Origin of the sequence: Clostridium gasigenes, assembly GCF_900104115.1 — a bacterium.
GTDB lineage: Bacteria > Bacillota > Clostridia > Clostridiales > Clostridiaceae > Clostridium > Clostridium gasigenes.
The window spans coordinates 24,225-47,677 of the sequence record NZ_FNJM01000007.1 but is presented as its reverse complement, the minus strand read 5'-3'; the positions used below and the strand labels follow the sequence as shown (position 1 = coordinate 47,677).

The window sequence follows — 23,453 nt, the reverse complement described above, 5'->3', positions numbered from 1 at the left end:
TCCTTATTTCCTTATTTTCTTATTTCCTTATTTTCTTATTTCCTTATTTTTTTATTTCCTTATTTTCTTATTTCCTTATTTTTTTTATGCTATTAATAATTATACTCCTGTACATTATTAATACTATTGCTAATGATCCTATAGTTAAATATAAAATTATACTATTAAATTTATAAGCACTAGAATATGCCGCTAATATATATACCGCTATTATACATACCCAGAATTTTTTCAATTTATATTTAACTTTATAATATTTATTTGAATAATATGTTCTAGCTATAAAGAATAATATATACGCTAAACCCGTTGAAATAGCAGCTCCTTTAGCACCATATTTAGGTACTAGTATTAAATTTCCTATAACATTACTTATTGCTGATATTATTGCAACATAAATATGAGATTTTGTATTTTTACTAAAATTAATACCCATAACAGTTGTCTCTGATATAGTATACATTATTGGCATTAAAACTAAAAATGGGAATATAAATTCTGCCCCTGCATATTCGGAACCTATAAACATAATTATAATATCCTTTAAAGCTATTATAATTATTGAAATTAATAACATAATTACAGTTACTATTTCATTTATTTCAATAAAAAAGTCTGTATTCTCTGGTTCCTTAGCATATTTTTCATAAGCTACCGGTGTCCAAAATGTTGTAAATGTACCTTGAACTATATTTAATAATGCTATTATGCTCATAGCTCCTCCATATAATCCAATTTCCTCATATCCCGAAAACATTCTCAATGATATTTTATCTATTGATTGAAATATCCATATAATTGACATTGAAAAAACAAATGGTGTTCCGTATTTAAATAATTCTTTAGTTTTTGTATTAAGTTCTTCTCCCTTTTTAGAGTCAAACCATTCTCTCCTATCATATACCAATGCTACTCCACACATAACTACATTTGATATAATAGTTGCTAATACAATTGTCATATAACTATTCTTAAATATAGTAAATATCAGCACTATAAATATTAAGTATGATACCTTATTTAATATTGTAAATATTGAATATATTTTCCCCTTTTGTTTCATTCTTATGTTTAATAATGCAAAATTTGATATTATACTAAATGTACTATGTACTAACATAAGTAGAACTATTGTAAATGATACTTCTTGAATTATCATATTAGAAATAGGTTTATATAATATAATTAATATTAATCCTAAGATTAAGTTTAAAATCAAAGGTAATTTAATACTTTTTCTTAATAGTTTCCCTCTATTATATTCTTTCTCATCATTATAATATCTAATATATGCTTGGTCTCTCCCTAATGTCATTATAACTATTATTAAACTTGTAGCTGTAATAAACATAGATGCTTTACCATATTCTGCTGGCAATATAATTCTTGTTATTAATGGAGATGAAATAAGCCCTATAATTAAAACTATTCCATTTCCCAGAGCAAATTCCATAAATTTTTTTAATAATTCTTTCACACTCTATCACTATCTCCCAACACACATTCAAATATTTTTATATAATCTTAATCATCTTTTATTTTCCGTCTTTTATTTTAGATGAGTTATTACATAATTTTATTATTCAAAACTTCTCTGTATATATTATCTATTTTCTTTACTACTACATCTTCGCTAAATCTTTCCTTAATATAATTAGAAATTTTCTCCTTATTAAAATCACTATAATTTTCTATCATGCTTCTCATTGATTTACATAAAGCTTCTACATTATCTACTTCAATTAAATATCCCATATATTTTTCAAAGAAATCTTCTGGGCCACCACATTTAGTTGCAATTATTGGCAAACCACAAGCTAAAGCCTCTATATACACAACTCCAAAAGTCTCAAAGCTACTTGGAAGCACAAAAGCCGAAGACTTATTTAAATATTCATTAATAATATCTCTTTTTATAGCTCCTATGAATTTCACCTGATTTTCTACTTCTAACTTATTACATAACATTTTCAAGTTATTTCTTTCAGGGCCATCTCCAATAATTATTAACTCTACATCTTCACCTTTAAACTCGCTACTAAAAGCTTCAATTGTTAAGTTTACTCTTTTATCTAATTTCAAATTTGATACTGAAATAAATTTGAAATTTCTAGGCATATCACTTTTAACATAATTAAAAACACTTGTATTTACTATGTTTGGAATAACAACTATATTTACTTTCGTATATACCTCCATAGATTTCTTAAGCTTACTTCCTACACTTATCAATGCGCTTGCACTATTATAAGCTTCTCTTAATATGTTTTTATGATAATTATCCATTTTATGATTCATTACTATTGATAAATGTTCAGTAATTATATATGGAATGTTGTATTCCTCTTTTATATACTTTCCAACTAATCCACCATACAATCCACAATGTACATGTATAATATCCGGCAAACCATATTTTTTTATATATATTTTAAATAATTTAATACTTTGCCTAACCCAAAGATTCACCCCAAAACTATTCCTCATTAAAAGAATATTCCACCCATGTAATCTTATAGTATTTATTTCATCTTCACAATTATCAGTTATTTGGAAATGATTTTTAACAATTGTACTTTTATTTATTCCTGTTACTCTTCTAGTCTCACTATATATTAGCCCTATTTTTTTTCCGCTTTTTTTAACTGCAATAGTTTGTTCTTTAAAAAAACTACTCCTTAAAGGAACATCCTCTGTAGGATATGCAGATGGAATCACTAAAATATGCATATATTTCTCCTCTTACTTAAAAATACTATTTCTCCTAAATTCTTTACTTATTTTTAATTATATCACTATGTATGTTAAAATAACAAAAAGAACTACAATATTATTAAATTGTAGTTCTTAAAATTTTATCTATATATCTATTATTTTTCTTTATATATATTAGATTCTTTAACAAAATAATTTGGACGTCTTTTCACTTCTAAATATGTTTTTGATAAATATTCACCTAGTATTCCTAATACTATTAATTGTATTCCACCCAAAAAAGTAATAAAGCAAATTATAGATGCATATCCAGGCATATCAATACCTATTACCAAAGTTTTAATTAAAGTTATAACAAAATAAATAAAGCTAAAACCTGAAAATATTAATCCTATAATTGTTGCAATTCTTAACGGCGCTGTTGAAAAACCTACAATTCCTTCCAAAGCATATTTTAATAAAGCTAAACCAGACCATTTTGTAGTACCTGCTACTCTTTCTTCACTCTCATAGCCAAGCCACTTAGTCTCAAATCCTACCCACTCAAAAATTCCTTTTGTGAATCTTTGGGATTCTTCTAATGCTAGTACACAATCAACCATTTGTCTCGACATAATTCTATAATCTGTTGCTCCTTCAGGTATATTCACATCAGATATTTTGTTAATAAGTTTGTAAAATTTTATAGAAAAATATTCCCTATATCTTTTTTCACCTTTTCTTGCTTCTCTTTTCGCCGCTACTGAGTCATAGCCTTCCTCTATAAGAGGCATCATGTCTAAAATAAGTTTCGGTGGATGTTGTAAATCAACATCCATCAATATTACATAATCTCCTGTAGACTCTTTTAAACCTGCTAAAATCGCAGATTCCTTACCAAAATTTCTTGAAAAAGATATATACTTAACATTTGTCGTTTTCTCAGACAAATTTTTAATTATTTTTAATGTATTATCTTTACTACCATCATTAATAAAAATATAATTAAAATTATAATCTTTTATGTTTCTTAATATATCTGTGCATTCTTTATAAAAAATTTCTATAGATTCTTCTTCATTATAACAAGGTACTATTATATCAACAGGTTTCATAATTTATCTCCTTTTTAGTAAATTATATATATAATAACCTATTTTTTTACTTTTTGATACAAATATTAATACTAATGTAATCAAGGAGACTGAAATTCCTAAATTAATAGCTTTTGATTTATATGTCATTTCAATTACATGATTTCCACTATTAGCTTCAAGTGACATAAATCCTCCATTAGCTATTATAGGATTTACTTTTTTACCATCCATAATAATATTCCAGTTTTTATCATAAGCAATAGGGAAGAAGATATATCCCTCTGTGCTAGTTTCTACTTCTGCTTTTAGCCATCCATTTTTCCTAATTAAACTATTAGTCTCTATCCTATTCATTTCTTTTATTGATCCTTCAATATATTCACCATCAATATACTCTAATTCACCATAGTTTTTTAATGATTCGGGCAATTCTAATATATCTCCATTTGAAAAATTGCCTAGATATATTTCATTTTTCTCCATATAATCGGCTTGTAAGTATGGCAATTGCAGATTTTTTTCTACATAGTTCCCATTTATTGAAAAATCTACACTTTGTATATTTTTATCATCTTTTGGCGTAATTAAATAGTATTCTCCACTTTGAGTTATTGAAATTATATTGGACTCTATTGGAATACTTTTTATTATATCTCCTTCTAATTTCTCTATATCAACTTTTTCTCCTTCAGTTGGAATTATTAGATTACTATATAATAAAGCATCTCTCTGAGTCACATGTTTATCCAACCCGCCTTCAATCAAACTTTCTTTATCAAAATATTTTATATAACTATTTTCTATTTGAAAAATATAATACGTATTATTATCTACAAATGTATCAATTAACTTTGAGTTAGTATAAGGAGAGTAATTAAATTTAGAAATATAATATTCTGTATCAACTAAATTCGCTATAATATTTCTCCCTTTAAACTCTTGTCTAACTAAATATTCACTAGTATTACCTAAAACTTTTCCTATTCCAGAGTACATAGTATTAATCAGAGAACTATATCCTGAAACCCCTTCAATATTATGAGCTAAATATATATTTGCTTCTGAAACAGTATCTCTTATTTCAATTCTATTCTGATCTCCATAATTATCTTTCATATAATTAAGTAATCTCGTGTATTCGTATCTTGTTTCATTTGGAATCATATTCTTTTTAGTATAAGTTATAAATATTTGCCCTGTTAATTCAGCCAAAACCAATATAGAAAGTAATACAACTAACCACTTTCTATTTTTATTTAATAATAATAAAATAGCTAAATATGCAACTAAACATATTATATTTATTAGTATAAGATTTTGCCCTAAATTATTTAATTGTAATATTAAAATAATTAAATTTGCACATCCTACAGTTATTATACCTAACTTTAATTTTCTATTATTTTCTTCAACAAGCTCTTTTATTGCCATACATGCAATAATTCCAATGTATATATTTAATATTACATTATACCTATAATTGCCTCCTGCTGGTGAATATGCAAAATTAAATATATAATTTAATTTATCGTTAAAAATTGCAAATACTATTACACCTATTGGTATTAAATATAATCTAGATTTTTTTATATTTCCAAAGATCAAATAAGCAACACTTGTAATCATCCCAAATATCGTTATGTATGTATCACTTTGTGATGCTGTAAATCCAATGAAATTCTGTGTGAAAATATAAGCAACACGCTTATAACTATTTAAAAATGTAACTACAGAATTAGAGCTTTTCGCTGATGATGACATAATATCAATAGCTGGTATAAGAACAAAGGAAGATAATGCTATTGAAATAATAGCTAATAATGCCATATTTAATATATATTTAAATATACCTGTTTTTCCCTTTAAATAAATATATCTTATTACTCCATATAAGGCTATATGCGGAATCATTATAATTGCCATATAATAATTTGAAGAAATAAATAAGAATACACTTATAACAAATAATTTTTTACCTTTATCTTTTATAACCCTCTCTATTCCAAGCAACACTAATGGTAAAAATATAAATGTATCTAACCACATAACTTGATATGATCCATATATTATTATGTAGTAACAAGACATATATATTATAGTTCCTAACCATTTATATCCATTTTTGCTTATCTCTCTAAAATATAAGGATGTAATATATGCTAAAACTGTCATTTTTAAAGTCATAAAATAAGGTAATATCGCTAGCATACTATATTTTTTGAAAAATAACAGTATAACATTAAATGGACTAAGTAAATAATATAATGCTTGTGCATATGTACTATCCCCAAGTGCAATATTCCAGCTGTACAACCAGCTATTATCTTTAAAACTTAAGTGATTTTTATAAAATTCTAAAAAATCTAAACCTTGACTATACAAATCACTTATTAGAACACTTTTTTTAAATAAAAACATTATAAAAAAAGTGCTTATCGCTATTATTCCTGATATTGTTATATCTTTTGCAATCCCTTTAACTTTTGCAACCCCTTTAACTTTTGCAACCCCTTTAACTTTCGAACTCATATTTATACCCCTCATAATTTTATTTCAATGCCTTTTTTACCAAAAAGAAATTTATTGGTATACTTATTGAATACACAATAAATGGTGCAATTTTAGGTTCTATATTTATATTAACAAATAAGTTTAACAATCCCATTTGTAATAAATAGTTGAACCCATGTGCTAATAAAAATCTCATTCCTTTTTTCTTAGTTGGAATAGTCTTAAATGTAAAATAATTTGTTAATATAAAATTAAAGAATAAACTTCCCAGATAACCTACGGTATAAGAAAAATTTACTCCTATAAATCTTAGCAAAATTATATATATAGTATATTGAATTAATGTAGCTAACCCACCTACAAATCCAAATCTTATTATTTCCCCTATTTGCCTTTTAGTTAATAATTTCATTCCATTCCCCCCGCTATAAACAAACAACATATATTTACTCTATCCTAGAATTTTATTAAACTGAAACTTTAATAAACACTTTCTTTATCCCTATTTCAAATTCATTAAAATCAAAGTATCTATATGTCCTCTTAATCTAAAAGTGTATCCATTACAACTAAAACTCTATCTACCCATAAAGAGTCTTTTAAAACCTTGTTTTTTATATTATCTTTATAAATAATATATGATTTTTCATCAGATATCATCTCTATAATAGCCTTACTTAAATCTTCACTATTATGCTTAGCTACTTTTCCTATATTGTATTTATTAATTATCTTTGAAATTTCCTTGCAATCAGTTGATAAAATTGGTTTTTCATAAGATATATATTCAAATAACTTTATAGGTACTGCCAAGTCCATATAACCACCCTTATTAAAGGTTACTATAGAATATTTAGATTTATCATAAATCTCCTTAAGCTCGTCTTTTCCAGACTTACCTATAAATAAATTTAGCCATTCTTCATCCTTATATTTATTTGTAATATCATTTTCATTTCTACATACTAAATTAAGCTTTATATCCTTATTTATGTTATATGCACTTTTGAAAGATGATAATAATAGATCTGCGCCATATCCACCCTCTATTCCCCCTACATAGATAAAAGTATTATCATCTCCATTTGATAATCCCTCTATCTTTTCAGCTCCTGGCATCAATATAACTTTTTTATCGTGATGAAAGTGTTCCGCAAATGACTCTGACGGGAAATATATTACCTTACTTGTTATTTTGAATATATTCCAATCAAATTTATGCATAAGTACTATTATCTTAGTTTTAAGTCCCTTTTTAGGGTAATCCTCTGATAATTTCCAAAATGCATCTCTATAAAATACACCTGTTGGAACCTTTTTTATTTTACTTATATATAGTAGTAATAAATGATCACAAATATTAAATATAACTCCTGACGGTGGCTCTACATAACACAAATCATATTTTTTGTTTTTTATCTCTTTAAAATATTTCCAAACTTTTTCCCATCTTGATTTCTTATTATTTTGTTGTCCTTCAAGCAATTTAACATTTACACCAATACTATTAAAAGCATCATATATTTTTTTAGGTCTTACAGATGATCCACTTTTTTGTTCATCAAAGTCTACAAATGTTATATAAAGAATATTTGTATTATCCATTTTTATTCAACCTCATTTTTTTATTTGTAAGTGTAATTACATATATCGAAGGTAACCACATTGTAATTATGGAAGCACTATTGATTATATAGGGTTCCATAAAATTAAATATTATAAATATAATAAAGTACACTCTTATTACATTAGCTTCTTTTCGATCTAATTTAAATGTATATCTAAATGTTATAACTAATATAAGCACCCCTAAAATTAATCCTATTAAACCACTTTGCAGAAATAATTCTAAAAATCCATTATGAGTATGTGCCGCTACCCTATCGTATATAGGTACAATTTTGTTATTTAATAGATAGCTTGTAGATTCAAATCCATTTCCTAAGATAGGATTATCAGTTAATTTATCCAAAGCATAATCCCATATATATCTTCTTCCACTAAATGTTAATGTTTTATGAAAAATAGATTCTAATATATTATTTATAATTGGCGATGTAAAATTTATTATAGGCAATGCCACTCCTATAATAATACAGATCTTAACTAATGATTTAGAAGCTCTTTTACTTTTTACTATTAACAATAATGGTAAAAATAAACCAATAGTAACTATTCCTGTAGAACTTTTAGAAAACACTATCAATGTAACGCTTAATGCTAACATTAATATAGCAGTGTTCCTCTGTTTATAATCTTTTTTATTATAACTTAAAAAATAAATATATATAAATATACAAAAATTTAAATATATAATCATCGTACTTCTACTTAAATGTATACCTCTTCCCACATGTTCCAATGCACTCTCACCCATATATCCTACCTTTGATAATATAGTAAGTGTCAGTATATCCATAATAATTACTAAGTTACAATATTTTTTTAATATATCAATAATTTCACCCTTATCTAACATACAAAAAATTATAATAAAATAACTACAAGGCCCTATAAAGTTAATATATAATTTTATAGCCTCAAATTTATTTGGTGCCCACAACAGAGTAATTCCAATAAATATTATAAATACTATAGCAAGTGCATATCTTTTCATCTTAATTCTTTTTGTTAACAAATAATAAAAAACTATTAAAACAAAAATAATATTACTTAAAAGCCTTATTATACTAATTAAGCTTGGTGGTATTAAAAATGATTTAAAAAGAGCATCACTAATCGAAGTATTTATAAATAATATAAATATATTAAAATATTTATTATTAAATGTTATTTCATTTAACATTGCTTTCACCTATTACCTCTTTATAAATTTTCTTTAGCTCTTCCATAATAACTTTCTCAGAAAAATTTTCCTTGCAATACTTTTTAATTTCCTTAGAATCATACTTATCATAATTATTAATTACAAGTTCCATTGCATCTATAAGTTGATTTTTATTATCCACATCAATTAAAACTCCACATTTTTCATTAACAAAAGTATCAGGACCTCCTGTTCTAGTTGCTATTACAGGTTTTCCATAGTTCATTGCTTCAACATATACTATTCCAAAAGTTTCAAACCTGCTTGGTAATACAAAGCAGTCACAATTTTTCATATTAAAAGCAACTTCCTCTCTATTTAAACTACCTAATAAGAATATCTTATCATTTAATTCATAGTCATCTATTAATTTTTTAAGATTATTAAATTCCTCTCCATCCCCACCTATAAATAGCTCTACATCTTTAATTTTTTCCTTATTTGAGTTAAATGCTTCTATTAAAGCATCCATAGCTTTTTTCTTTGCTAAAAAACCTAAACTAAAAAATCTAAACTTACTTTTATTTTTATCCTCTTTGATTTCATAATTTGGCATAACTACAGGATTATATATAATCTGTAGTTTATCCTTTGATATATATTTTGATAATTCTTCTTTTAATCCATTTCCTACAACCATTACTCTACTAGCATTTTGAAATAGCTTTCTTAAATATTTCCCCTCTGTGCTACCGACCATCCCTCTTGAATATTTAGTTGAATGTTCAGTTACCACATAAGGTATATCTATTTTTGCCTTAACAAATGCTATCCCAGCATCTAATGCTGAATGAATGTGTATTAAATCAGGATTACCTTCTTTAGCTATAACTTTTTTAATCAGCTTTTTCATAATTATCGAATAATACTTCAAATAAAGTTCTGTTAATTTAGGAAAATAATTATAAGTAGTATATCTATATACCTTTACTTTATTTTCCTCTGAAAACTCTAACTTATTAATTCTATTTTCTTTATCAAACTCTCTAAAGCTTTTTACAGCTATACTCAAAACTATAACTTCTACATTACTTTTTACCAAAGCTTCCGCTTGCTCTTTAAAAAATATTCCGTTTAATGGTGTTTTTTTATCAGGGTACCAAGAAGGTAATACTAATACTTTCATAACTTCTCCTTATTATCTATAGATATTTTAAAAATTTAATTTTAAACTATTTCAGTAACATCTATACTATTCATATACCGTCTTATAAATATATAATGAATCATTGATGATATAATAAATACTATTAGTGTTGCATAGGCCGCACCAATACTTCCATATTTAATTATTAAAATTATATCTAATATAACATTGCATACTCCTGAAAAAATAGCATTTATTAAATTAGCTTTAACATTTCCTACACTTGCTAATATGTTTCCATAAGGTATCCTAAATGTAGCTGATACAAAATAACCAACCATTAAAACTCTAAAGCATGGTATTGCATCCATATACTTTGGAAATACTATTTTAAATATAGGTTCTGCAAATACTAATCCAAATATAGTTATAAATAAGTTTACTACTCCTAAGCCCTTTACTAATAAAGACAGTTTTTCTTTCATCCAAACTTTATTATTTCTATTTTGTGCAAAGTATGGATAAGCAAATACAATTAGTGATAGGGGTATAAACGTTAAATTAAATGGTATTGTTGTTGCATTTTTATAATTTGCAATTATTATAGGATCTTTAGTAAAAGTTCCTATTAACTGAGTATCAAGTAAATATAATATTTGTGACATAGCATTACTAAGCACAGTAATAATTGAATACTTTAAAAACTGTATTTTTTTATCCTTACTTTCCATCTTAGTATTTTTATATAAAAATATATCTTTTCTTATAATGAATGCACCAAGTATTACTGTTGATAAATATGCTAAATACATTCCTAATATTAATCCATTTGCACCCATTATCGCTGAAAATCCAACTGTGAAAACAAAATATGCAACAGTATTAAATACAGTTAGCCTACTAAACTCCTTATTTCTAAGAGTTGATCTTAAATATGCTTGTATTGAACCATAGGTTATACTAAGCAATGGAATAAATGACATTATAAACAAGAATGTTCTGCTACCTTCCATCGCTAACGGTCCCCATGCTGCCCATGCCATAATGCCTAAACTAGTTACTAAATTAATTAGTATCCCAACCTTAGTTCCATAGTTGAAAAAAACAAATTTCTTTCCATCTTCTTTTTCAACACTACAATATTGTAGTATCCCAGCTGTTACCCCCAGGCCTTCTAATAACATAGCTATATTCATGGTATTTTGGGCATAAGAAAATAATCCATACTCTGTTTGTGAAATAATTCTAGTTAAAAAAATAATAGTTGCGAACTGTACAATCTTATTTATAATATTTGCACTAAATATCTGTAATAGACCCTTTTTAAGAAGGGAATTAATCATATCTTTATTAATATGTTTATTCATAAATATCATTTATCCTTTTTATGAAATTAAGTAATGTCATTACTTGAGTTTTCTCTATTACTTTATTACTATTTATCAGCTTCTCACAGTCACTTTTAAGTTCACTATATCCATCTAATAAATATAAGTTCTCTTTTAAGTACTTTGTAATAAAGTTTCTAAGATTATCGTTAGTACTGTACCACTTTTCAAAGGGATTCATATTATTGCTTTGAGATCCAAATCTTTGAATTTGACCGTCTAATACTCTAAAGGCTTTTCCAAAAACAGTTCCCATAAATTTAGCATTAAATTCTGTAGGGTTAATATTCCATTTTTGCCATTTGTAATTAGTAGCTTCCGGATAATATTTTTGTATCATCTTTAAAAACACTGCCTCTTTATATTTATGTTTAGGCTCCATTCTACTACAGTATTCTATTACATCTTGGTTTGTAAAAGGTTCACAAGTTTCTGAAATGCCTAAAGCACTTACTGACCCATTATACATACCATTAATTCCCCTATTGTAAATTGCAAATTTTTCTTCATTTGAATACTTTTCCTTTATCATAGGTGATATAAAATCAACCTTGTCCTTTAGTATTCTTGAATACATCCAATTTTCAATTGAGGGAGGGGTATGTTTAGGAGCATCTATATAATCCCCATGCATTACATCTGCTAAATTTCCATTATGAATAAATCCAAATTCATCAAAGTTAACTAAATTATTTGTTGAAACTAAATGAATAGCTCCACTATAAATATTTTGTCCAAAGTTACCTTCTACTGCCTCATCTATATTCATTAAGAAATTACCATTATTTAAACTTCTAAATATACTATTAAGCTTAAAATCAGCTGCAATATCTCTAGCTATCTTTTCATCTCTAGAATAATTTTCTGAAAAAGTTATTGTTGTTATATCATCATAACCTAGCTTTTTAGCACCAACTGCAATCATTCTAGAATCTAAGCCACCACTTAAATATGAAATATGCTTATAACCATTTTCTCTATCTTTTCTAAATGATTTATCAATTGAATCATTAAATAACTCATACATATTATCTATTATCTTATCTTCTGAATCAGTTAAGTAATTTTCATTATCCAAGAAATAATATTGATTCAAGTTTATTTTCTTGTCTTCTAATGTAAGTATTGTTCCTGGTTCTATTCGCTTAACATCTTTTATAAGAGTTGTATCAGCAATCATATATCCAAAGGTTAACATATAATAAGCACCTATCTCATCTATGTTAGCTCTAATTCCAAGTTCTCGTAATGATTTTACTAAATCAAACAAATCACTACTTACAACTAAACTACCTTTACTTTTATCAAAGAAATAATAAAGAGGCTTATTTCCTAAATGATTTGTAAACACACTCCACACATTTTTCTTTTTATCATATATAATCCCATAAAAATTTCCTCTTAAGCTATCAACAAGGTTAATACCCAAAGACTTATACATATTTTTTATTAAGCTAAAATTATCTGTAGCTACATATTTATTTTTTAGTTCTTTATCATTTAATATAACACCATCTATAACAATTAAAAGTTCATCATCTTCTTTAAATATCTTTTCATTAGTGAACTTTTTATTAAATTCTTTATATATTAAAAAATTATCCGATTCAATATAATCAGCTGAACGTAACTTATCTTTATTAAAACTTTTCTCTGTAACTATTAAAGTTGTACCCCTCACTATATCCGCCTCCAAATTTTAATACTTAGTAATTTAGATAGTTATTTATTTTACACCATCTTATTTAATTACCATACTTATGATATTTATTTCTAATAGTATCTCCTGCATTAAATACTATTCCCATTATATTTCTATCTACCCTATTTATTAATGCTATAGATTCTTTAACAGTATCTTTTTTAACCTCTTCTGCCCTAACTACAAGTATAGTTAAATCAACCTTAGTTGATAATATTTGTGCATCTGTTACAGCTTGTAGTGGAGGTGTATCAATAACTATATAATCATATTTTGATTTTAAATCTTCTAATAATAAATTCATATCCTTTGAATCTATTATTTCTATTGGATTTAAAACTAATTCTCCAGCTGTTAATAAATCAAGATTATCATTAATTTTTTTAACTGCATTATCTAGATTTATTTTTTTCAATATAACTTCACTTAATCCAATATCATTCTTTACTTCAAAAACATTATGAAGAGATGGTTTTCTTAAATCGCCTTCTAATAATATTACTCTTTTATTACTAGTAGCTAATGATACTGCAAGGCTTGATGCTGTTGTAGTACTTCCTTCTCCTACTATAGAGCTTGTTATTAATATAGATTTATTATTGAAATTTTCCTTTGAATATTTTATAGTAGTTGCTAAACTATTATAAGCTTCTCCTAATATTGTTCCTTGATTATTCTTAATTTTATTAATATTAATTTGATTTTTTTTCACTTTTGGAACATTTGCAATTATAGGCATCTTTAATTCTCTTTCAAGTTCACCTTTAGTCTTAAATGTCTTATTTATACATTCTAATATAAATGCAATAGCAGTCGACATACATAGCCCACCAATTAATCCCATAGCAATAAGAACTTTAGCACTTCTCATTTCCTGTTTTTGGGCAATTCCTATACTTTCTTCAACTATAATCTCTACATCTTTATTATAATTTGGAGCTACTGCTGTAAATTCATTTATAACTCCTTGCAGGACTTCTGCTGTTTCATTTTTATTTAAACTTGAATATTTTACTTGTATAAAATCTGTATTAACAATATTAGTAACCGTTAATTTTCCTAATGCCTCTTCAGGCTTTAATTTAGAATCTACAGTATATAAAGATTTAGTGACAAAATCCTTAGTTTTCATTAATTGTATATAATTTTGTATTAAATTTTTATCTTTTTTAACTTCTATATTATTTTCTATTACAGTAGCTTCATTTTTAACATATAACTTAGCAGATCCCTCATATATAAACACATCATTTGAAACAATACTAACTAATGCTGCTAATACAGTTGTTAAAATTGTAAATACTAAAATAGACCTCCACTTCCTTACACAACCTATTAAAACATCTTCAAATTTAATTATTTGTTCTTCCACGTTTTACAACCCCTAATCAATATTTTTTGTTTTTTAAAACTCACCTATATTAATGTTTTTAATGTTTCCATTAATTCAATACACATTTTTGTTGTTAAACCACTTTTATCTAACATTGGATTAAACTCTACAAAATCCATTGATTTAACTAATCTTGTTTCAAATATTCTATTTAATATAGTTTTAGCTTCATCCATATTTATCCCATTAGGAACCGGTGTTCCAGTACCCTTCATTAATAAAGGATCTATTGAGTCTATATCAAAACTCAAGTGTATATTCTTTATACCTCTATTTTCTAAACATTTATATAGTTCAACACATACACTTCCAATTCCTACTTCTTTAATTCTATCCATTGTCCACACTTTCAAATCAAGTTCATTAATTAAATCCACTTCTCCGCTATCTAAATCTCTAGCTCCAATTATGAAAACATTCTCTTTCTTAACCTTTACACCTTTAAAATATATATCAGTTAAGCTCTTATCCCCCACTCCAAATAACGCTGACAAAGGCATGCCATGTACATTTCCTGAAGGGCTTGTTTCAAATGTATTCATATCACCATGTGCATCTACCCATATCACAGCTAAATCATCTTTAAAATATTTAGCCACACCTGAAATGCTTCCAGCTGCTAATGCATGATCTCCACCTATAACTAAAGGAAATCCACCTGCAGATAATGCAGAATATACTTTATGTGCTAAATTATTGTTTATACTTACTATTTCGTTAATATATTTAGCATTTACCCCGGCGCAAAAAGCCTCTTTTTCAATAGAATTATCTATATATATATCACCCAAGTCATAAACTTTATTTTCTTCAGTCCTCAAGATTTCAGCAATTCCATTTTCCCTTAAAACCCTAGGACCCTCTTGAACTCCTTTTTTGTCACACCCATAATAAAGTGGTACTCCGATTAAATTAATATCCATAATGTTACTCCTATTCTTATTACATTTTATTTTTCATTCTTATTATATACTATTGTAAAATTTAATTAAACAAATAGCGACTTTTTTTTTTTTACTATAATATGCTATTATAGTATAGAACTATCTAAATATTATATAAAGGGGTTTATACTTATGAAAAACAATTTTTTAAAATGTCTACTCTCAACTGTATTACTCTTTGGTATTTCTACCAGTAGTGCACACGCACTAACTCTAGATTATATTGCAGGAAGTGATCGTTATGAGACTGCAAGCATGATCGCATCAAAGATGCAATATTCTTCTGCTATATTAGTAAATGGACTTTCTATTGTAGATGGGCTTTCAGCTAGTGGATTAAGTGGTGCTTTAAACGCTCCAATTTTATTAACTGAAAAAAATAAAATTCCAAGTTCTACATTAGCTAAATTACAATCTGCAAACACTATTTATATAGTAGGTGGACCAACTGTTGTTTCTAGTGAAATTGAAAACACTCTGCGTAATATGGGCAAATCAATAGTTAGACTTGGTGGTTTAGATAGATATTTAACATCTATCACTGTTGCTAACCAAATTGAAACTCTAAAAGGTGTGCAAGAAATATATTATGTAAATGGAGCACGTGGTGAAGCTGATGCTATGAGTATATCACCTGTTGCAGCAAAAACTGGTAACCCAGTTATACTTACAGATGGGTCTTCAACTTCTTACAAGAAAAATGTACAAGCCTATTCAATAGGTGGATTTCAAGTTTTAGATAGATCTTTTGATAATTTTGCACAAAGAATTACTGGAATTGATAGATTTGAAACAAATAAAAATGTTATTAATAAATTTTTTCCAAATAAAACTCACGTAAACCTAAGCAAATCTGATGTTTTAATTGACGCATTAACTGCATCTGCTTTAAAAGAACCTGTAGTACTAATTTCAAACACGTCAAATAAAACAGCTATAGCTGGAGCCCAAAGCGCTACTGTATTTGGAAACATAAATAAAATTGCTGTTAACCGTGCCAAAGGTTATATTTATGGAGAAAAAGTTGTATTCTACTCACAACACCAAGATGATGAAACACTTTTTGCCGGAAGTGCAATTGTAGATGCAATTGAATCTGTTGGCTCTGAAAATGTTCATATTGTATTAATTACAGACGGTTCTGGTTCTGAAGTATTTAACTGGCCTAAATACATTAACTATCCTATTTCAGAAAAAGTAGCTTTAAGAAATAATGAATTTAATGCTTCTCTATCAAAACTTGGGGTTAATCTAAATAATGTTATATATTTAAACCAACCTGAAAATAATATTAATTATGATTCCTTAAGACAAACAGTAAATTATTTTGAAACTACTTATAGTAATGTAACCCATGTGGCACATTCTTATAAGTACGATACTCATCCCCAACACTTAACATCTGGACAGTTAATTTATAGTTTATATAATGATGGAGTAATAAAAGATTGTAGATTTTTCACAACATCTGAGGATGTATCAAGGTTAAACACAGATTTCTTAATCGAAAGCGTATGTGATACTAATCTAGAAAAACAAAGAGTATTATCTGCAGCTTTTGAATATTCATTAGATAATAAGGATATGGTGAGAGAAGGTATTGGTTATAAATCTGTTGAAAGATTATTTAATATTTTAACAAATGATCCTAATGTAACATCTTACTTACATGAGCCTGAAACAAGATAAAAAAAGGAGTAGCATTTAAACAAATGCTACTCCTTAATATTAATTAATATTACTTATTCCTAAGTTTCTTATAATTTCATCCGAAATTACAACATTACCACCTAGTATATATGCTTTTTTAATTAATTGTTTATTCTGTGATATTTCAGATTTAACTGTATTATCAGCTACCACTGTATTAGATAATAAAACAAAGTTATTATCTTTACCAGCTAAAGCAGATGATGAAAGTGCATCTGGGAAAGTAAATGCTGATGCAATATATATAGTACTTAAATCTAATTCACTTTTAAATCTATCTAATATTTTCTTATTAGTATCATATCTATCACTACCGCCTAATCTTTCTGGATTGCTTACGCTTGCAGAAACAGCATCATTTATAACAGTTGTTGCTCCTATTATAAATGTTTTTGTTATATTATTGTTATTTAAAAATCCTCTTGTACTTGCTGGAACTTCATTATTTCTTGTTAATAAAATAGGACTTCTATTTTTTGCAGCTATTGGTGACATTGATAAACCATCCGCAAAACTTAATCCATTAACTAGAGATACTTCTCCGTTATGTACCCCTACTTCATTTGCAATTAACACTGATGTTTCATATCTATCATTTCCACCCAGTCTTTTAACAGTTATACCCATAGCCGCTAATTCTCCATCAATTACTGAAGGAATAGCAGTGTTTCCACCTACTATAAATACATTTTTCACGCCTTTGTTAACTAATATTTCTTTTAACTTAGGTTGATTACTTAAACTAGTTTTTTCAGTTAAAAGTATAGGTGCATTATTTTTACTAGCAAGGGGAGCTGCAGTTAGCGCATCTGGATAATCAATACCTGATGCTAAAACTACATTTTCTGCTGTTTGCCATCCCTTTTCAAATAATTTATAAGATGTTTCATATCTATCATTTCCGTAAATTCTTTCTCCATTTATTGGTGTTAATGATACATTACTTCTTAAATAATCTACAGCACCATTTGTTATAGCTTCTGCTAAATTACTTTGAGTTGATGGTTGTTTTAATCTATCTGCTTCAGCTGGATTACTTAAGAATCCACATTCAACTAAAGTAGAAGGCATTGTTGTTTCTCTCATTACATGAAAATCTGCATATTTAACCCCTCTATCCTTAGTTGGAATATACTGCATTAATCTATTTTGCATACTTCCTGCTAATTTAAAATCTATATCCTTCATATAAAAGGTCTCAATTCCATATGCTCTACTATCCTCTGCTGAATTAATGTGTATGGATACAAATATATCTGGATTCGCTGCGTTTGCAGCATCACTTCTTTCTTTTAAAGATACATATACATCTGAAGTTCTGCTCATTATAACTTCGACTCCAGCGTTCTCTAATTGTCTTTTAGTGTCAAGAGCTATATTTAAAACTATTTGTTTTTCTATTACTCCATTCCCAGTAGCTCCTGAATCTAATCCACCATGACCTGGATCTAAATATACTACATATTTAGATTTTGCTACTGGTGGAGCAAATGCTAATCGTTTATTTATTATTTTTTTAGAACCATTATCTGTAGCTAATTGTGTATTTACTGTTTCACTTGAAACAGCTTTTTGCTCTTCTTGCTTTGGTTGTGCTACATATAATTCTCTTAAATGATATTTCCCGCCTACTTGTCCCACTAAAAATGTAGTTCCTTCTTTTAGTCCCCTTAAAGATACATTTTCATTAAGATTAGCTACGCTATAATCTTTAACGCTCCATATTACGTTTTCATATTGTGAAATTTCTTTTAAATTCACCTCTTCGTTAACGTTTATAATTATACCATTTTCAAAAACTACATTTTCAATTCCATGTTCCTGAACTATTTCACTTAACATTTGTTCAACTTCACTTGAAACAGTATCAGCTTTCACAGTCTTTGTAAAATTTGGTGATATAGTAGTAAAAATAAACATCATAATTAGAGCACTACTTATAACTCTGATTCTCTTAGTCAAAATATCCCATCCCTTCATTTTTTACTTAAGTAATCAAAAAAAAACAACCTTTTAAAGTGCTATGCATATTAATTAGTTATCTTTTAAAATATTCCTAATAATAAAATTATATACTAGCTGACAACATACTTCAATATTTTTTTGTTTTTGTTAAAATAAAGCAAAAAAGTAGAGAGTTATACAAAATACTCTCTACTTTTATATTTAATATTCTAAAGTCTCTAAACATTGCTTAAGCGTATTAATAGCTGTAGCTGGAACTCCATGTCCTGCTTGTATTATTCTCTTTATTTTCTTTTGAGATAATACATCCTTTTGTTCTCCACTTAAATCATCTCCTGCTAAAACAATAGGATTCCCTGTTATAGCTGCTATTGGTCCTGCTGCTAAGGCATCAACCAATGTCATTTCTTTAGTTATATATACACCATAAGTATCACCATAGAATTTATTAATTACTATGGCATTCGTTTCGGCTCTATTTTTTCCACCAAGCCTATTTCCCATAACATTTTTTGCAGTTATACTATTGATTTTATTTAAAACATTGTCACTTACAGCAGTTGTTCCACCAATAATATACCCATTATCTATGCCTTCTCCACTTAACCAATCATAAACATTCGAAGGAATTTCATCATTTCTAGTTAAAAGTATAGGCATTTTATCTCTTCCAGCTACTGGCGCTATAGACATAGCATCTGCTTGTCCAAGTCCTGTTGCCACAACTATATTAGATACATCATATAAATTTGAATCTATATATTTAGCAACTTCTAAAGAAGTATCATATCTATCATTACCTTGTAATCTTGTAATTGAATTTATACCAAGATTTCTAAGTTGTTGTTCTACTCTATCAGAAACAACATTAGCTCCGCCAACTATTATTACATTTTTAGTACCCAGTCTTCTAAGTTCGTCACTAGTAACCGCTGGTATACCACTTTTTTCTACTAATAATAATGGCGAATTATAATGACTTGCTACCGGAGTTGAAGTTAATCCATCAACTAAAGCTAACCCATTAACTATTACAACTGTTTCATTTTTTTCAAATTGACTCTTGCTAAGTTCGACGGCTGTTGCATATCTATCTATACCTGCTTTAATATCAACAGGAGGTTGATAAACAACCATATCCCTAGCTTTATTTAAGAACTTCACATTTGCATCTGAAACATATCCTCTATTCTGCCAATCATAAGACCCCTCATATTTACCGCTAGAAACATCTGTGTTTCTTTCTGAATAAATTTCATAAGAACTTTGACCAGCTACTGAAACCTTTCCTTTTTTAGCTACTACAAATGGTGTTTCTATATTATTTTTATTACTATTATATAAAAACCCTCCATTGCCATTTATAACTTTATTACTTGAAGTTGTCATAGCTATTTGGTGTACATCAGTATCTCTTAAGCTATTTACTGAACCTGATAAATATTTTTCTACAGCAAATGTATGCTGAGCTGCTTTTTCACCCCAGAAAGGATCTGAAGCATATTTCACATTTGAACCATGTTTCTTATTTCCTAAGAACCCACCAAAATATCTCCAATCTACTGGATCTGCATATCCTCTTGAGATATAATTTTTAGCAAATTCATAAACAGATTCAGATGGGCTAGCAAAAGAACTTGCTCCACTTACATCAGAGTCAAAAGCCTTTATTCCAAAAAGATTATTTTTACTCTGAGATATAGCTGACATACCCTTTCCAGATTCATTCATTGCAACACCTAAAGTTAATATGGCATTAACCCCATATTTTTGTTCTGCATCTTTAAGTGCTCCTCCGATTCCTCTAAGTTTTGAATTTCCAGCTGTATTGTTATCTATAAATCTATTAAGCTCATCTGCTGAATAAACAGTTTTGCTTCTAAATGGTAAATAATTATAATAAGTGTACTGTGGATTTCCTGCATTTATAGCATTTCCTCTTCCACCTCTTTTATAATCATTTATTAAATTATTTAATCCATTTTGAATATTACTTCCATCATAGAAATATACACCATCATAACTTAAATATTTAACACCTGCTTGTAAATAAGTAGGTGCTCGTCCTATGCTTATAGAATATCCACCACTACCTGTTAAGTTCGAAGAAATATAATGCTTTAATTCTCCATTTTCAGAGTAATAGTAACTTGGATTAACTGCCTTGCTAACTGGCACAACAATCATATCGTATTCACTAGCACTAGTATCTTTATTTATCCACCCTTGATATCCTGAAACTACTATTTGTGCTGATCTACCACTATCTGCAATTATCGGTGCATCATCTACATATGAATGATTAATATACGTAACTGCATTAGTAAGACCTGCATCCGAATATAAATTAGTATTTTTATCACTTCCACCATAAGCGCTACCATTAACATGTTTCAAAATTCTTGCCATGGTATTTTCCCCAGCTTGTCCACCATCTGCAAGTGCACTTACACTAGGTAACATAATCGCTACAATTATGACTTGTGATATAATTCTTTTTATTTTATTTAATGACACAATCCCACCACCTTTTCATTCTATAGTTTACCAATGTTATATTCTTTTTTCAACTAATTTTCTAAAAACTTGTAATAAATTACACCCCCAAAGCATAATTAATACCATTAATGGTATTTTTACACTTTGAGGGTGCTTTCTTGTATTATAAACTCCAATAAGCTATATTGTTTTCCTTAGCTTCATTTTTGTCTACTATAGATTTTACATCTATTATAATTTTATTTTCATCTTTATATAATTCTAATAAATTGCTTAATGGCATTTTTCTGTAATCCGTATGAGATACAGCTACTATAATTGCATCTAAATCTTTTAAATCTTCTAGCTTCGTCATTTTTATTCCATATTCTCTTTCAACTTCACTAGGTTCTGCTATTGGATCTACAACTAAGCAGTTTACTGAATATTCTTCAAGTGAACTTATTATATCAGTTACTTTAGTATTTCTAACATCAGGACAATCTTCCTTAAATGTTATTCCAAGTACACCAACTCTAGCTCCCTTTATTTTTTTATCTGCTTCTATTAACTGTTTAATAGTCTCTTCTGCAATAAATTTACCCATTCCATCATTTACTTTTCTTCCAGATGCAATAATTTGTGATGTGTAACCTAATTGCTCTGCTCTATAAGTTAAATAGTATGGATCAACTCCTATACAGTGTCCTCCAACTAAACCGGGATTAAACTTAAGGAAGTTCCATTTAGTTCCTGCAGCTTCTAATACTGCTTTTGTATCAATGTCCATTTTATGGAATATCATAGATAATTCATTAACAAAAGCTATATTAACATCTCTTTGAGAATTTTCAATAACTTTAGCAGCTTCTGCTACTTTTATACCTTCTGCTCTATACACTCCAGCTTCTATTATAAGTTCATAAACTTTTGCTATAGTATCTAAACTTTCATCGTCCATACCTGAAACTATTTTAACAATAGTTTGTAATGTATGAACTTTATCACCTGGATTAATTCTTTCTGGAGAATATCCAACCTTAAAATCTATTCCACATTTTAGTCCAGATTCTCTTTCTAAAATCGGAACACAAATTTCCTCTGTTACTCCTGGATAAACTGTTGATTCAAAAACTACTATTGAACCCTTAGTTAAATTCCTACCAACTAATTCACTTGATCCAATTACAGGTCTTAAATCTGGTGTTTTATCATCATTAATAGGTGTAGGAACAGCTACTACATGAAATTTACACCCTGCTAGTTTACTTTCATCACAAGTAAACTCAACAGTTGATGTTTTTATAGCTTCATTTCCAACCTCATTAGTTACATCTATTCCATTTAAATATTTATCTACTTTCCCCTTATTAATATCAAATCCAACTACATCAACTTTTTTTGCAAATGCTATTGCTAAAGGCATTCCTACGTATCCAAGCCCCACTACTGCTATTTTTTCTTTTTTAGCTTCTATTAACTTATATAAGTCTTTCATAATTAAATTCCTCCACTATTTCGTTGTTAAGGATCGTAAATAAATAACTAGTTATTTATTTTACCATTCCTTATATACCATCTAATAATAATATCATAACAATTATTATAATATATAATTCATAAACATGCTATATAGTAATTACTTTAATATTACTAT

The 23,453-nt window shown here is 27.5% G+C and carries 16 protein-coding genes; 1 reads left to right on the top strand and 15 read right to left on the bottom strand.

Annotated elements, in window-relative coordinates; genetic code table 11:
- Nucleotides 1-67: 67 nt before the first annotated feature.
- From BLS77_RS12260 to rocF, 12 genes are all read right to left on the bottom strand, one after another.
- Complete coding sequence (locus BLS77_RS12260; RefSeq protein WP_089970199.1) at nt 68-1,477, bottom strand: oligosaccharide flippase family protein; 1,410 nt, start codon at nt 1,475-1,477, stop codon at nt 68-70.
- Nucleotides 1,478-1,566: 89 nt separating this feature from the next.
- Nucleotides 1,567-2,730 carry a glycosyltransferase gene (locus BLS77_RS12255; protein WP_089970197.1) on the bottom strand — a complete coding sequence of 388 codons (1,164 nt, stop codon included), beginning with the start codon at nt 2,728-2,730 and terminating at the stop codon, nt 1,567-1,569.
- Between the two features lie 140 nt (nt 2,731-2,870).
- Nucleotides 2,871-3,809, bottom strand: a complete 939-nt coding sequence (locus BLS77_RS12250; protein ID WP_089970194.1) for a glycosyltransferase family 2 protein — start codon at nt 3,807-3,809, stop codon at nt 2,871-2,873.
- 3 nt (nt 3,810-3,812) lie between these two features.
- Complete coding sequence (locus BLS77_RS12245; RefSeq protein WP_175490850.1) at nt 3,813-6,320, bottom strand: YfhO family protein; 2,508 nt, start codon at nt 6,318-6,320, stop codon at nt 3,813-3,815.
- Between the two features lie 19 nt (nt 6,321-6,339).
- A complete protein-coding gene (locus BLS77_RS12240) occupies nt 6,340-6,714 on the bottom strand; it encodes a GtrA family protein (RefSeq protein WP_089970189.1) in 375 nt (124 codons plus the stop codon).
- A 131-nt stretch (nt 6,715-6,845) separates the two neighbouring features.
- Nucleotides 6,846-7,907 carry a glycosyltransferase gene (locus BLS77_RS12235; protein ID WP_089970187.1) on the bottom strand — a complete coding sequence of 354 codons (1,062 nt, stop codon included), beginning with the start codon at nt 7,905-7,907 and terminating at the stop codon, nt 6,846-6,848.
- On the bottom strand, nt 7,900-9,108 hold the full coding sequence (locus BLS77_RS12230; RefSeq protein WP_242873983.1) for an O-antigen ligase family protein: 1,209 nt from the start codon (nt 9,106-9,108) through the stop codon (nt 7,900-7,902). The genes BLS77_RS12235 and BLS77_RS12230 overlap by 8 nt, the downstream gene beginning before the upstream one ends.
- Nucleotides 9,098-10,255 (bottom strand): glycosyltransferase, encoded by a 1,158-nt coding sequence (locus BLS77_RS12225; RefSeq protein ID WP_089970184.1) that lies wholly within the window; start codon nt 10,253-10,255, stop codon nt 9,098-9,100. Before BLS77_RS12225 ends, BLS77_RS12230 begins: the two co-directional genes overlap by 11 nt.
- Nucleotides 10,256-10,296: 41 nt before the next feature.
- Nucleotides 10,297-11,583 (bottom strand): oligosaccharide flippase family protein, encoded by a 1,287-nt coding sequence (locus BLS77_RS12220; protein WP_175490849.1) that lies wholly within the window; start codon nt 11,581-11,583, stop codon nt 10,297-10,299.
- Nucleotides 11,576-13,285, bottom strand: a complete 1,710-nt coding sequence (locus BLS77_RS12215) for an asparagine synthase-related protein (RefSeq protein ID WP_175490848.1) — start codon at nt 13,283-13,285, stop codon at nt 11,576-11,578. The genes BLS77_RS12220 and BLS77_RS12215 overlap by 8 nt, the downstream gene beginning before the upstream one ends.
- Nucleotides 13,286-13,349: 64 nt before the next feature.
- Nucleotides 13,350-14,678: a tyrosine-protein kinase domain-containing protein gene (locus BLS77_RS12210; protein ID WP_089970175.1), complete on the bottom strand. Its 1,329-nt coding sequence runs from the start codon at nt 14,676-14,678 to the stop codon at nt 13,350-13,352.
- Between the two features lie 44 nt (nt 14,679-14,722).
- Nucleotides 14,723-15,622 carry an arginase gene (rocF, locus tag BLS77_RS12205; protein ID WP_089970174.1) on the bottom strand — a complete coding sequence of 300 codons (900 nt, stop codon included), beginning with the start codon at nt 15,620-15,622 and terminating at the stop codon, nt 14,723-14,725.
- Between the two features lie 153 nt (nt 15,623-15,775).
- Between rocF and BLS77_RS12200 the strand changes: the two genes are divergently transcribed.
- On the top strand, nt 15,776-17,332 hold the full coding sequence (locus BLS77_RS12200; protein ID WP_089970171.1) for a cell wall-binding repeat-containing protein: 1,557 nt from the start codon (nt 15,776-15,778) through the stop codon (nt 17,330-17,332).
- 39 nt (nt 17,333-17,371) lie between these two features.
- Here BLS77_RS12200 and BLS77_RS12195 read toward each other — a convergent pair whose 3' ends face one another.
- The 3 genes from BLS77_RS12195 to BLS77_RS12185 form a co-directional block, all read right to left on the bottom strand.
- Nucleotides 17,372-19,315 (bottom strand): cell wall-binding repeat-containing protein, encoded by a 1,944-nt coding sequence (locus tag BLS77_RS12195; RefSeq protein ID WP_242873977.1) that lies wholly within the window; start codon nt 19,313-19,315, stop codon nt 17,372-17,374.
- Nucleotides 19,316-19,519: 204 nt separating this feature from the next.
- Nucleotides 19,520-21,835, bottom strand: a complete 2,316-nt coding sequence (locus tag BLS77_RS12190) for a cell wall-binding repeat-containing protein (RefSeq protein ID WP_089970165.1) — start codon at nt 21,833-21,835, stop codon at nt 19,520-19,522.
- Between the two features lie 145 nt (nt 21,836-21,980).
- On the bottom strand, nt 21,981-23,294 hold the full coding sequence (locus tag BLS77_RS12185) for a nucleotide sugar dehydrogenase (RefSeq protein ID WP_089970162.1): 1,314 nt from the start codon (nt 23,292-23,294) through the stop codon (nt 21,981-21,983).
- Nucleotides 23,295-23,453 lie beyond the last annotated feature (159 nt).

Bases quoted from the DNA above. Each gene is read 5' to 3' on its own strand.
- BLS77_RS12255 (WP_089970197.1), bottom strand. From the start codon at position 2,730: ATGCATATTTTAGTGATTCCATCTGCATATCCTACAGAGGATGTTCCT.
- BLS77_RS12250 (WP_089970194.1), bottom strand. From the start codon at position 3,809: ATGAAACCTGTTGATATAATAGTACCTTGTTATAATGAAGAAGAATCT.
- BLS77_RS12245 (WP_175490850.1), bottom strand. From the start codon at position 6,320: ATGAGTTCGAAAGTTAAAGGGGTTGCAAAAGTTAAAGGGGTTGCAAAA.
- BLS77_RS12240 (WP_089970189.1), bottom strand. From the start codon at position 6,714: ATGAAATTATTAACTAAAAGGCAAATAGGGGAAATAATAAGATTTGGA.
- BLS77_RS12235 (WP_089970187.1), bottom strand. From the start codon at position 7,907: ATGGATAATACAAATATTCTTTATATAACATTTGTAGACTTTGATGAA.
- BLS77_RS12230 (WP_242873983.1), bottom strand. From the start codon at position 9,108: ATGTTAAATGAAATAACATTTAATAATAAATATTTTAATATATTTATA.
- BLS77_RS12225 (WP_089970184.1), bottom strand. From the start codon at position 10,255: ATGAAAGTATTAGTATTACCTTCTTGGTACCCTGATAAAAAAACACCA.
- BLS77_RS12220 (WP_175490849.1), bottom strand. From the start codon at position 11,583: ATGAATAAACATATTAATAAAGATATGATTAATTCCCTTCTTAAAAAG.
- rocF (WP_089970174.1), bottom strand. From the start codon at position 15,622: ATGGATATTAATTTAATCGGAGTACCACTTTATTATGGGTGTGACAAA.
- BLS77_RS12200 (WP_089970171.1), top strand. From the start codon at position 15,776: ATGAAAAACAATTTTTTAAAATGTCTACTCTCAACTGTATTACTCTTT.
- BLS77_RS12185 (WP_089970162.1), bottom strand. From the start codon at position 23,294: ATGAAAGACTTATATAAGTTAATAGAAGCTAAAAAAGAAAAAATAGCA.